Raw genomic sequence first — 12,615 nt, 5'->3', positions numbered from 1 at the left:
ATCTTCTGCGTCAAGACAACAGCTGCCTTTTCAGTCGCTCATTGGCCCGCGAGCGAAGTCACACTTCACCTTGTTACTTTCATCTTGACTGTAGGATACAATCAAAACGACCCGTGATCGATATGCTTGTCGCAAGTTTTTGATATGGCACAACTTGAGTCGGATCGCGAAGAGCTGATGGCCGAGGCGACCGCGCTCGTTCCGCGTGTTGAGTGGATGGACGACTCCGGTCAACGCGTTGTGGCCGGATTGTTTCGCGATGGTCGACTCGCAGTCTATTTCGAGGCCGACCCCGTTTACCAATTCGATTCCTCCGGCCGGTTGCGGCGGGCCTTCGCGTGCGGTCGCCTCTACCGCACTCAAGGAGAAACGCTGGCCGAACTGACTCGTCAACGCGGCAATCGCTCAACGCAGTTGAATCGCAGAGACTTGAACCACAAGGAAACGACCGAATTCTTACAGGATGCCGTCTCAAGGCTGAACCGATTACACGAACGGATTTCGGAGGCAATGTCTCCGCACCGTGTGGTTGCCGAAGACGAAAGTGATGCCGACGCGGTTGAGCTTCTTCGAGGCCGCATCCGCCAAGCCGCCGAGACCTCAGCGTTAGCGCCTCGAATTCGCGGCAAGCGGTAGGCCACCCGATTCGGCGACGCTCTGATGCGATGTCTCCCAGCGAGTTCATCACAGGGCGAGATCACCACAGGCCGAGATCACCACAGGGCGAGATCATCACAGGTAAGTCACGAGAAGGACGACCCGATGCCAAAGCGAATGATCGTCGGCTGCGGATACCTCGGCCTGCGCGCGGCCCGCGCCTGGCTCCAAGCCGGTGACAGCGTCTCCGCGCTGACGCGATCGCCGGAGCGGGCCGATCAACTGCGGGAGATCGGCCTTGAGCCGATCGTCGGTGATGTCACCGAGCCCGACAGCTTGTCAGACTTGCCCGAAGCCGACACCTTGCTGTTCGCCGTCGGCTTGGACCGGTCCGCCGGAAAGTCTCAGCGCGAAGTCTATGTCAACGGGCTGCGTCACACGCTTGAGCGAATGGCCGGGCGATGCGGTCGAACGATCTACGTCTCCAGTACGAGTGTCTACGGCGAATCGGACGGGCGTTGGATCGATGAGCAGACGGCGGCCGCACCCACACGAGACTCCGGTCGTGTCTGTCTCGATGCCGAACAAGTCTTCGACGAATTCTCCAATTCGATTCCGGAACGCGTGATCTTGCGATTCGCAGGCATCTACGGACCCGACCGGCTGCTCCGCCGCATTTCGCAACTCAAAGAGCGCGAACCGATCGCTGGAGACCCCGACGCCTGGCTGAATCTGATTCATGTCGACGATGGGGTCGCAGTCGTGCGTGCGGCCGCGGGAGCGAAGCAACCGAGTACGACTTTTCTCGTCAGTGATGATCAGCCCGTTCGCCGCGCCGATTACTACGAGGTACTCGCCGAATTGGCCGGCACTGCGGAACCGATCTTCGACAAAGATCGCGACGCGCGGCACTCATCCGGAACGGGCAAGCGGTGCCGCAACCGACAGATGAAAGACGAGTTCTCACTGTCGCTCTCCTTTCCAACTTACCACGAGGGACTGAAAGACGCGGTGAACCGTTCTGACGATCTCGGCTGACGATCTCGGCTGAATTCGGAACGAAATCGCAAGAATTTCGGCCACTCGTTGACGCGATTCCCAATCGCAATCATGCTGCACGGGCATGAGCGAACGCTCTGCCTGTTCGACCGGTTCTCTGCCCGAACCCGGTTGATACGGTTGGCGGGGCACCCGCGGACGTGCCGGTCGCACCGGCGAAAACCCTGTCATGTTGCAATCTCGGGCAACGCGTGACGATGGCCATGGTGACGCTTCAAATTCTCGAAGGCTTGGAACGCGGTCGCGTCTATCGCGACCAGGCGTTGCCGTTGACGATGGGCCGCGAGGAAGAAAATTCGATCCGACTCAATGACGAACGGGTCAGCCGCTTTCACGCCAAGCTGCAGGAAGAGTCGGGGCAGATCATTCTGACCGACCTCGACAGCACCAATGGCACACGGGTCAACGGCCGCCCGGTTCAAATACGGGTGTTGCGGCCCGGCGATCATGTGACGATCGGTCGCTGCGTCCTGCTCTACGGCGGCGTTGATGAGATCGAGGCTCGAAAGTCATTAGCCGGACAGCAAGAACTCGGCGAGGACGAATTACCAAGGGAAGAGACCGTGACCATCAAGCCGGAACAGGCGGAGCAACTCGCCGGTTCGGACGAATGGCACAATGTCACCGGCGGCGTCACCGGCCAAGCAGGCGGAGGTTATGAGCCCGAATGGGCCAAGTTCCCGCAAGGGCTGACAGCCCTGCAGCGGGCGCAACTGTCCGACCTGCTCGACCATGTTCATGAAGAACTCAAAGGGCTCGTGCTGTCAGCCGAGGAGACGGCTTCGATCCCCGAGCATCCCGAGATGCTCGTCGGCTGGGAAGAATGGCAACGGCTGCTCAAGCTCGAAATGGAACTCGCAGTCGCGCTGCGTCGGATCACCGACCCCGAACGCTGAACCGCGCTTTCCCCCGGTGCTACCGCAATTTCTTGTAGAAGCGGACGAAGTCGGCGTCGAGCATGTCGAGGTTCTTCCCGAACTCCGCTTCGAAGTCCGACAGCCGCTCCGCCGCCGAATACCCGCCGAGAGAATCGCGGGAGGCCACCCGCTTTAAATAGCGAGCGTATGCCACGGGCCGGGTCTCAAGCAGATAGAATGAGAGCGCCCACGCTTCGGCGTAGGCATCGAGCGCGCTGCGTTGAAACGCCTGATCGGACGAGACGAACTTCGCCAAAGCGTTCTCGCTCGGGCGACGATCGATCGACTCGCGAAACCAGCGGAGGCGATCATGATTGGCACGGTCGAGTACCGTCCGACTACCGCTTTGAGACCGCACGCCCGGTGCTTCAAAGACTGTCGCGAATCCTTCAACGACCCACTGCGGATTCTGTCCGACCCGGTCGTGAAGCCCCATGTTGAAAGCGAGCTGGTGCGTGGCTTCATGCACCAACGTATTCTCGATCGCCATGCCCGTGGAACTGCGGGCCGAACGACCGGCGCCCCCCGCATACAGGGCGATGCGATTGGAGGTCGGCAGGTAATAGCCGACGAGGTCGCGAGAAATCTTGGTCTTCTCTTTTTGGGCATAGGCCTCGAACATTTCGCGATTCGGAAAAACGACCACCACGAGGACCGACGTCGGCTCCGCGACGTCAAACCCCCGGGTCAGAAGGAACCGGCGAAATGATCCGTAGACTTCGCCCAATACGCGGGCGTAATCCTTAACCCGGTCAGGCGGGCCAACGACAAGAAACGGATTTGCCCCCTGATAACCGGCCTCCGCACCGAATTCGCCGGCCAGTTCGGCCCGCATCGTCCGGCTACCCCAGTGGTAAAACGGCCCAACTTTTTCGACGCGTTTGATGTCCGAGAGTCGGACGTAGTGCAAACGGGCCGCCTCGTCTTCGAATAGCGCGGCGGAGCTGTCACGGGCCAGCAATCGCCCCCGTTGGGTTTTGCTGCTCGTTTCGAACTCGATCAGCGAAAATCGATTCCCCGCCTCTGCGATGTCTCCCACGCCGGCGGTCAGCCCGAGTACAATCACCGACCAACACGTGATGAGCCGAGATTGCGATCGGAGTCTTCGATTTTGCATCAGTCAAGCCGGAACAGCGGACGGGGTGGGCGACGTGTTCGAACCCTAACTCACGCATCGCGGTCATCCGGCGTCGACCCCCTCCGACCCGACCGGCTCGCTCAGTTCGTCTTGCGGGTCGTGACGGTTGTCGCGGCTGTGGCGCTCGTGGCGACCCCTCTGCCGGCCGGTGAGAAATCGCTTTCTCAACAGCTCGATGAACTCAGTGCTCCGCAGTCACGCGTCCGGCTCCACGCTGCCGAGCAGATCATGACGCGGGAGACTCAAACCCTCGCGCATCTACCCGCGGCGGGGACGCTGCCGACGCCTGGGGCGAATGATTTGCTCGAGCGAATTCGCCTCAACTTCGAGCAGCGGAGGGCGGATGACGTCGCCCGGCCGCACCGGATCGCGGTCGAAAAACGGATGAGCGTATCGTCTCTTTTTACTCAAATCTCGAATCAATGCGGTTGGAAATTCGACACGACCCGGCTCAATGAATCAGTACTCGGTCGACAGATCGAATCTGTTCCCGAAATGTCTGTGTGGAAAGTCCTGTCGCACGCGTCACAGACGGCCCAATTCGCGGTCCGGGGGATGTCTCCCTCGGGCGACTTGATCCTGATCGATCGACCGGAAGCTTCGGGAACGGTCGTTACGAAGGGGATCGTTCGCTCCACGATCATGCCGGCGCGAACGCGTCGTCTCGGTGACGGTCGGCGTCTGCTGACCGTCACGGCCGACCTGTTGGCTGAGCCGTCGAAATTGCCGGTTCGCGTCCAATGGCATGATTCCGATTCCAAGGCGATAGCGGGTCAAGCGCAGCTCAAACCTTGGACGCCCGACGCCCGTCGCAACCTGCCTTGGATCAATCGCGATGGAGGCACTCCGTTGACGATTCGCTTTGTCCTGCCGGCCGATATCGAATCGGAGGCCGTGCTCGACCTCTCTTTGCCGGTGACGCTGACCTACGGGGCGGGGCAGGTCGAGTTGTCGATACCACGCATCGCAGAATCTGACGGAGCGTTCGACCGTGTCGGCCATGTTGCACTCAAGGTTCAAGATGCGCAGTTGAGAGAGGGTTCCTCCGGCCAGTCGCCTGAGCCGGCGCGCCTGCGAGTCGAAGCTGCCGTTCGATTCCTCAATTGCTCCGCGGAACTCGAATCGCACACGGGAGCCGTCACCAATGCCGCTCCTCGCTTGTCTAAGTCTTCGACCCAACTGGTCGAGTATCGGGCCGTGGGAACGGGAGTCGGCCGATTCGATGCGACCTTGATCTTCGAAGGTCCGATCGAAGCTCTCCGCACGTCCGACCTCGAATGGAGCCTTCCGCAAACGCTCGTAGAAGAGCAAATTACGATCGAAGCGAAGATTCCGATTGCCGAGAAATGAAGATCGTCGATTGGTTTTGAGGAATCATTGACCGCCAATTTGAAGATAGCCTCCACCGTTCGGGGTGATGGAAGAACCGTCTCCGGACACCCCGGCTCTCAACACTCAAGTCGGCTTAGTGTCTGAAGTGTCTGCGGCCGGTGAACAGCATCGCGATGCCGTGTTCGTTGCAGGCGGCGATCGCTTCGTCATCCCTTTTCGATCCTCCGGGTTGGATGATTGCCCGGATTCCCGCTTCGGCCGCCTGATCGACGCCGTCGCGAAAGGGAAAGAATGCGTCGCTCGCGCACACGCCGTCGACGCAACGACCGTCCGACTTGCGGGCGGCGATCATCGATGAGTCGAGGCGGCTCATCTGGCCGGCCCCCACGCCGGTCACCATCCGATCTTTCGCGAAGACGATCGCATTCGACTTCACGTGCTTGCAGACGAGCCACGCGAACGTCAGGTCGGTCAATTCCGCGTCGGTCGGTTGTCGCTCCGTGACGACCTTCCAATCGGATGATGGACTCGTCCCCTCGTCGCGATCCTGCACGAGCAGTCCGCCGGTGACGCGTCTGTAATCTCGATCCCCGCGACGCGGCTCGCGAAGGCCCGGCAACTTCATCAGCCGCACATTCTTCTTCCAAGTGGGCTTTGTCGTCAGCAATTCGATCGCATCGGCGTCGAAGCCGGGGGCAATGATCGCTTCCACGAATCGGCCCGGCTCGCACAGCGCTTCGGCCGTCTCGGCGTCGACCGCGCGATTGAAACCGATGATCGACCCGAAGGCGCTGACCGGGTCACCCGCGTAGGCTCGCGTAAATGCCTCCTTAAGCGACTCCGCCGTCCCGCAGCCGCAGGGGTTGGTGTGCTTCAGGACCGCCGACGCCGGGTCATCGAATTCGCGAATCAGGTTCAAAGCCGCGTCGAGGTCGAGCAGGTTATTGTACGAGAGCTCTTTGCCGTGCAATTGTTCGGCGGCAGCGAGCGTTGCCGGCTCAGGGTCACTCTCGACGTAAAACGCGGCCGATTGATGTGGGTTCTCGCCGTATCGCAGGTCGGCTCTTTTTTGCATTCCGACTTCAAGCCGGTCCTCCACGGACTCGGTATCGTTTGCTTCGAGCGAAGCCAGATAGGTCGCGATGGCTTTGTCATAAGCCGCCGTTCTCGCGAAAGCCGCTCGCGCGAGGCGTTGGCGAAACGCTTGATCGAACGTGTCTGTCTCCAACGCTCCGACGACGTCGGCGTATTGGTCGGGGTCGGTCACTACACCGACGTAGCGATGATTTTTGGCGGCCGAACGGATCATGCTGGGGCCGCCGATATCGATCTGCTCGATCGCCTCGTCGACCGAAACGTCTGCCTTTGCCACTGTTTGCTCGAAGGGGTACAGGTTCACGACCACGAGATCGAGCGGCACGATCCCGTGTTCGGCAATCGCGGTCGCGTCGTCGGGAAGGTCGGGCCGACCGAGAATGGCTCCGTGGACCAATGGGTGAAGAGTCTTGACTCGCCCTCCCATCATTTCAGGAAAGCCGGTGTATGACGCGACATCGATGACTTCGACGCCCAGCGACTCGAGATGCCGTCGCGTACCGCCGGTTGACAGCAGTTCGAATCCGAGTTCGACAAGAGCCGGTGCCAGCCGGTCGAGGTTCGTTTTGTCACTGACACTGATCAGAGCGCGCGGCATCACAGGGGGTTTTCAAGAAAAGTTTCGGGAACAAAAGATTGGGGAAAAAACGGGAAGCGGCCAAATAAGCATCGGCGGGGCCGCCCTGATCAGATTCAACCGGGCGGTCGAACCTGATAGGTCTTTACATAGCGGAGGCTGAACACGACCGCAAAGCAATGACCTCGGCCGACTTGCTCGACGCGGTCTGCGATCGACTCGGCTCGTTCGACCGTGCGATGCTACTGAGCGAATTCCGGCAGAATGGGACGCAGGTCGGGAGCTTCGTGATAAACCGGAAAGTCCGAAGCGATCTCCCGCACACACATTACGACCCCCGCCTCGGTCGCCATGTAAAGGCGATCGGTCCGCGGATTTGTCATGCGGACTTTGAAATCGGCGAGCGTGAAACTTCCGATCCGGCGCCCCGTCTCACGATCGTCGACAACGATCTTGCCGCGCTCGGCGCCGCCGTAAGCCCGAGTGTTGGAGACGGCGAGAAACTGCTCAATTTGACGATCTCTCCAATGCACATCGCCGATTTTCCGTTCGACGCGGAATAGTCCCTGATTCTCAGCAATCAGAAAGACGGAATCACCGATCGGCAGAACCGGCTGACTGATCTGAGTGCCGGCGATAAATTCCCAAGCGGACGTTCCGTTTCTCATCCGGACCGCATACATCGTCGCTTCCGCCGTGGGCAGATAGACGATTCCATTTTTGGCGATCAGCGGAGCCGAAAATTTCGTGTCGACTTCGAACTGGAAGAGTTCGCTGCGGTCACTGGCCGAAACGCCGAAAACGTTCCCGTTTGCCGTTCCGAACACCACGTGCCCCTCCGAGACCGCCGGGGGTGAGACGATCCGAATGCCCGTATTGTATCGCCAGACGATCGTGTCTTCGATGTACTGCGGGAGTAGTCCTTCCTTGGAGTATTTCTCAACCTTTTCGATGTTGAAGGCGTAGACACTGCCGTCGAGCGTCGCGACGTACATCTGAGTTTCGTCGAAAACAGGATGGGACACCGGAACGAACGGCACTCTTAGTTCCCACTCAATGGCCCCGGACAACTTATTGATTGCATAAATTTTTTCGCCGACAATCGTAAAGGCGCGACCCTTGTCGGTCACGACATCCGACAGGAATTGTTGGACACGGGGCGAAAGCTGCGTCCACAATTTTCGCCCGGACTCTGCGTCGAACGCCGAAAGCACACCGGCTCTCGTTGAGCAGAACATGACTTCTTCATCGCCGGACAAAACCTTCACAATGTCTTGCCGGGCGTCGATCGTCGCCCGGCCCAGCCACGCTCGCTCCAAGCCGTATCGCCGCAAAAAGGAATTCGACGGAATCTTTGATCGTTGCGCAAATGCCGTGTCGGGACCAAGACCACCGAGTAGCAGTGTTATTGCAATCAGAGCGAGATTGATTACCCGAATACCGACGACCGTGCAGGGCCCGGTAACATTGATTGGAGAATGACGCATAGAGACGACACCACGATTGAATTGGAGTGATCGCGTTCGAACAGGGCCGATCGGTCCGCGTTCCGCAACTGATGGTAGAGACCGGGCCGGGCCGAATACCAGCCCGCAAGCTCGCCGGTCTACCCGACCTGCCTGATTCGCGCCGACCGAAGCGGTTACGCTGATTCGGGAATTTCAACGCGAATAGGGTCTGTTATTGCCGAGAAACGCACCCTAACATGCGGATGGGATGGACGAAAACGGCGCAATCCAACCGATGCGCGGTGAAATCTAATTGCGGTACGAACAGTGGAACGATCATGTCCTGCCCACCCCCCGTGCGATCGACCGACCTTGTTACTAATCCGCACCCGGTGCGTGCCCGAGACGCGATGGCAATCGGGTTGATCTCCTGCATTTTGTTGGTGTCGCCGGCGATGACGTCGGCCGATGTCGCGCAACTGCGAACAGGTGGGGAACTTCGAGGTCTGGGTGTCGACGGTGCGGCGCCGGACGACTCACGTGTCACGCTGACAACGCCGGGCGGGATCACGGTCGAACTGCATCGAGACGATGTCTCCGAAGTGAAGACCCGCTCGCCATTGCTCGAAGAATATGAGACGAAGGCCCGGACCATTCCCGATACGGGGCCCGCACACTGGGAGCTTTCAGAATGGTGCCGGGAGAATCGCTTGAAAGACGAGCGGCTCAGGCATCTGCGGAGGCTTGTGGAATTCGAACCTGATCACGAGCGTGCCCGCGCTGCCCTGGGCCACATACGTCATGATGGCGAGTGGCTGCCGCGGGATGAAGCGATGCGTCGTCGTGGATACGTCAAGCATGACGGGCGATATGTGACCTCGCAGGAACGTGATTTAATGGAACGCGCTGCCGCCCGCGAGGAGCGGGTGCAAGCGTGGTATCCTCGCGTCAGACTTTGGGCGGGTTGGCTTTTCGGCGGACATTCCGGCCGACAACTCGAAGCGATCGAGAACTTTGAGCGAATCGACGACCCCGACGCGATTCCTGCGCTGCGGCGTTTTCTGTCGAACTCCAAATCGGTGCCGGTGCGAGAATTGTATGTGGCGACAATCGTCAACATCGGGGGCGGGGCAGCCGTCGGTCCCCTTGTTGATCAATCCTTGCTCGACGTGAACCGCCGGATGAGAGATCTCGCACTCGATTCCATCACAGAAAATCAATTTCCGCTCGCCATGACCCAGTACCGTCGCACCCTGCGCAGCGACAAGAACATTATGGTCCGGCGGTCAGGGATCGGTCTGGGCCGCGTGGCCGATCAAAACGCCGTCCCTGACCTGATCGCTTCGCTGATTACGACCCATCAATATAAAGTCCAGGTACCCGATCGTAGCGGCACGATGAGCTTTTCAACGGCGGGTTCTTTCGGAGCCGGAGGCGCATCCCTGCCTCCCGACATCGACTTAATGCTCCGCAGCGGGCAACTACAGAACGGTGTCATCGTGAACGATCCCGCGGCTGCTCAGAATGTTCGCTGGAAGACCGTGACGATCAATTACAATCATAAGAATCCTGAAATACTCACGGCCCTTAAGAAAATCACCGGGGCGGAAGAATCGTTCGGTTACGATGAACGTACTTGGCTGGCTTGGTGGACGGCGCAAAAAAACGGGACGTTCTGAGAACATCCCGCTTTGCGGTTTTCTGAATTCGGCACCGCCCGATCACTCGCCGTCGGCTTCTTGCGCGGCTTGCAGCATCCACAGGTATTTCTCGACCGTCTGCGTGATCGCGATCAGCAGATCTTCGGTCGGCGGGTCGGGATCGGCCACTGCTGTCGAGGCGTCTCGAAGCACCTTCGAAAGAATCGACAGCCGATCGGCCATGTGGGTCAGCGTCTGCCCGACCGTTAAGAATGTGTCGGGATAGGGCTCGAACGTCGAACTGGCCGTCACCGTCTGAGCGCGACCGTCGGGGGCGATCCCCAATTGATCCATTCGCTCCGCGACCTCGTCGACATACTCGCGGACGGCTGCGACGATCTCATCCAACTTTTCGTGCACACCGAAGAATGTTCGGCCGTGCAAATTCCAGTGAGCCTGCTTCGTCGTGAGGCTCAGATCGACCAGATGGACCAAAACCTTCTGCAACTCATCGCCGACCTTCTTCGCATCGGCATCGTTTAAGACATCTCGCTTCCAAAACATAAGCTATTCTCCTCCGCGGCAGATAAAAAACGTTTCGTTTCGACATAAATTGAAAGGCGTCAACTTCCCCTCCAAATCATTATAGCGAACCGAAGAACCATTCGGTGGCGAAAGCGAACGGAACCGGGATAACTCCTATGGCCGGATCGGCTACGTCTGCGTGGAGGAAGTGGCCGCCGTATAGTTGCGTCCCTTCCAGGACTCCGGGCGACCGAGGAGTTTGCGGACCAATGCGGACCATTGCAGTACGAGTAAAGTCGCGATTCCCACCGGATAAGTCACTGCCGCAAAGAGCGACTGTCGAAACCGCCACGCCAATACCAGCCGTGTCAGCAGTGCCAGCGCCACGCCAATTTGCGGCATCAACACCAGCGCTTTGTCAGCATCAAGGAATCGCTGGTGATCGTCCCAGACTTCCTTCGATGCATCGGAAGGGGGAAGCTCGACGCAGTCTAGGGGTTCCCACCGCAGCGCGAACGGCAGTAAGAATCCTCCCGCCAGCAGAAACGTCCAGACCCAGATGCCGATCGGCGAGGCCAGGCCCTCGGTCGCATTTTTTGACAGCCCGCTCCAGACCTCGGCATTCGAGCGATACATCCGGCAGGTTGCTAAAGGCGTGAGATCGACAATATCGGTCTTGAGTCCCGCCCGCCGATAAGCCCGCGGGAGGGTCACACCGTCGTGCAGCGATCGCTTTACGGCCTCGTGACCACCGACCGTCTCATAAGCCGATCGGGTCGTCAGGAAGAATTGCCCACAACCCGCCGCGAAGGCGGACCAGTTTGAGCGCCGCGCGATCGGCAGCGGCAGGTATCCCATTAATAAGAACGGGATCAGCGGTATTAACAACTTTTCCAAAAGCGTGCCGGTTTCCTGTCGAGGGAAGCCGCTGAGCAGGTCGACGCCGCGCCGCTCCATTTCGGCATTCATCGCCCCAAGAGCACCCGGCTTAATTCGCACATCGGCATCGATAAAGCAGAACCGATCATGAGTCGCGAATCGGGAAAGTCGGAAGCACGCATGTTGCTTCCCGCACCAGTCCTCCGGGAGAGTCGGCGCCGAGACGAGTCGCACGCGATCGTCTCGCTCGGCAAGCCGTCCGACAATATTCGCGGTTGCATCCTCAGAGTGATCGTCTAAGACCACAACCTCCAAGTCGACCCCTTCGCTCTTTAATGCCGTTTCCACACAGGCTTCGATCGAACGCTCTTCATTTCGCGCGGGGATCAGCAGCGAAATGCCTGCCGGGCGGGCGCCGGCATCCGGGTTTTTCGGCGGATGAAACACACAAAGATTGATTGCGGTCATTAAGGCCGGAATCGCCGCGAGTACAAGAGCGGTGATCGCCAGGGCAAACATCCAGTACGACATTACGTTTTGCCTTCCAGCACCACGTCATGCTCGGCCGCGTATCGTTTGCCCTTCATCCACGCGATCGCGCGGCGGACCGGGTCGTATAGACTACTCACCCCGGACCGGCCCGCTTGGACCACCTCAAATCGCGACTTGTCCCGCGCGATCGCATCGACCGCCAGTCGGTCCATCGTCGCTTCAAGCCGATGCTCCAACTCAGCCGTCCATGCGTCAGTGTCGAGGGGGAGGTCGGTCGTGCCATCATCGCTCGTCGGACTCTTCACCGGATCGCCGACACGCACCAGCAGTTCGGGCAGACGTTCATTCCAATGGCAATATTCAATGGCGACCGGAATTAAAGTCAAACCTCGCGTCCCCTTCGCCAGATGTCCCAACCCCCGCTCAAACCGGATCGGCCGCTCACGCGGGTCGCAGAATCGCCCCTGTGGCGTAATCCACAGCGATGCGTCGGGACGCTCGAAGATCGCGCCCGCTGTCTTTAATAATTGCACCGCCCCGCGAGGGGAATGCGCGTCAATTCCGAACAGGCCGATCTTGCCGAGAAAGGGATATCGTTCCAAAGCTGTGGCATCGATCGGCGCGAATGCGAATCGCTGGGGGAACAGAAAACGATTGTACTGAAACGCGGTCAGCGGGTCCCACCAACCGGCGTGATTAATGAAGCATACGACCGGGCCGGAGGTCGGTATCGCCTCGCGATTCTCGTATTGAATCCGCAATGCGTGGAAATGCTTTGGGAAATATCCGCGCAGGTATCTTAAGAAAAGCCGACACAGCGTCTTGTTGAGCCGCGGGCAAGCCGCGGGCCGGCGACCCGCTTTGGATGTCCGGGCGGTGGCAGTACTCATGTTCGTGGAGACAACCGCGAGTTGTG

The 12,615-nt window shown here is 59.4% G+C and carries 11 protein-coding genes; 5 read left to right on the top strand and 6 right to left on the bottom strand.

The features are described from left to right. Positions 1-144: 144 nt before the first annotated feature. The 3 genes from Pan189_RS17915 to Pan189_RS17905 all read left to right on the top strand — a co-directional run bounded on the left by Pan189_RS17915 (position 145) and on the right by Pan189_RS17905 (position 2,552). Positions 145-636 (top strand): hypothetical protein, encoded by a 492-nt coding sequence (locus Pan189_RS17915; protein WP_145365453.1) that lies wholly within the window; start codon positions 145-147, stop codon positions 634-636. A 126-nt stretch (positions 637-762) separates the two neighbouring features. Continuing rightward, the gene (locus tag Pan189_RS17910; RefSeq protein WP_310820743.1) at positions 763-1,635 is read left to right on the top strand and encodes an SDR family oxidoreductase; all 873 of its coding nucleotides are present in this window, start codon (positions 763-765) and stop codon (positions 1,633-1,635) included. Positions 1,636-1,859: 224 nt separating this feature from the next. Continuing rightward, positions 1,860-2,552 (top strand): FHA domain-containing protein, encoded by a 693-nt coding sequence (locus tag Pan189_RS17905; RefSeq protein ID WP_310820742.1) that lies wholly within the window; start codon positions 1,860-1,862, stop codon positions 2,550-2,552. 19 nt (positions 2,553-2,571) lie between these two features. On the opposite strand, the gene Pan189_RS17900 is transcribed toward Pan189_RS17905, so the two are convergent. Further along, entirely contained in the window at positions 2,572-3,690 is a 1,119-nt protein-coding gene (locus Pan189_RS17900; RefSeq protein ID WP_145365450.1) for a DUF1570 domain-containing protein, read from the bottom strand. A 147-nt stretch (positions 3,691-3,837) separates the two neighbouring features. Here Pan189_RS17900 and Pan189_RS17895 point away from each other — a divergent pair, with 147 nt between their 5' ends. Then, positions 3,838-5,061 (top strand): hypothetical protein, encoded by a 1,224-nt coding sequence (locus Pan189_RS17895; protein ID WP_145365449.1) that lies wholly within the window; start codon positions 3,838-3,840, stop codon positions 5,059-5,061. Between the two features lie 115 nt (positions 5,062-5,176). On the opposite strand, the gene purH is transcribed toward Pan189_RS17895, so the two are convergent. Together purH and Pan189_RS17885 are read right to left on the bottom strand one after the other, a co-directional pair. Beyond that, positions 5,177-6,736: a bifunctional phosphoribosylaminoimidazolecarboxamide formyltransferase/IMP cyclohydrolase gene (gene purH, locus Pan189_RS17890; RefSeq protein ID WP_145365448.1), complete on the bottom strand. Its 1,560-nt coding sequence runs from the start codon at positions 6,734-6,736 to the stop codon at positions 5,177-5,179. Positions 6,737-6,957: 221 nt separating this feature from the next. Beyond that, entirely contained in the window at positions 6,958-8,202 is a 1,245-nt protein-coding gene (locus Pan189_RS17885; RefSeq protein WP_145365447.1) for a PQQ-binding-like beta-propeller repeat protein, read from the bottom strand. Between the two features lie 299 nt (positions 8,203-8,501). On the opposite strand from Pan189_RS17885, the gene Pan189_RS17880 reads away from it, so the two are divergent. Beyond that, positions 8,502-9,842 (top strand): HEAT repeat domain-containing protein, encoded by a 1,341-nt coding sequence (locus tag Pan189_RS17880; protein WP_145365446.1) that lies wholly within the window; start codon positions 8,502-8,504, stop codon positions 9,840-9,842. A 42-nt stretch (positions 9,843-9,884) separates the two neighbouring features. Here the strand turns inward: Pan189_RS17880 and dps are convergent, their stop codons facing one another. The 3 genes from dps to Pan189_RS17865 all read right to left on the bottom strand — a co-directional run bounded on the left by dps (position 9,885) and on the right by Pan189_RS17865 (position 12,589). Next, positions 9,885-10,367, bottom strand: coding sequence for a DNA starvation/stationary phase protection protein Dps (gene dps, locus Pan189_RS17875; RefSeq protein ID WP_145365445.1), 483 nt, complete (start codon positions 10,365-10,367; stop codon positions 9,885-9,887). 150 nt (positions 10,368-10,517) lie between these two features. Beyond that, entirely contained in the window at positions 10,518-11,738 is a 1,221-nt protein-coding gene (locus tag Pan189_RS17870) for a glycosyltransferase family 2 protein (protein ID WP_310820741.1), read from the bottom strand. Then, on the bottom strand, positions 11,738-12,589 hold the full coding sequence (locus Pan189_RS17865) for a lysophospholipid acyltransferase family protein (protein WP_145365444.1): 852 nt from the start codon (positions 12,587-12,589) through the stop codon (positions 11,738-11,740). Before Pan189_RS17865 ends, Pan189_RS17870 begins: the two co-directional genes overlap by 1 nt. Positions 12,590-12,615 lie beyond the last annotated feature (26 nt).

Source organism: Stratiformator vulcanicus (assembly GCF_007744515.1).
Classification (GTDB): Bacteria; Planctomycetota; Planctomycetia; order Planctomycetales; family Planctomycetaceae; genus Stratiformator; species Stratiformator vulcanicus.
The sequence above is the reverse complement of the archived record's forward strand: the minus strand, read 5'-3'. Positions and strand labels throughout refer to the sequence as shown.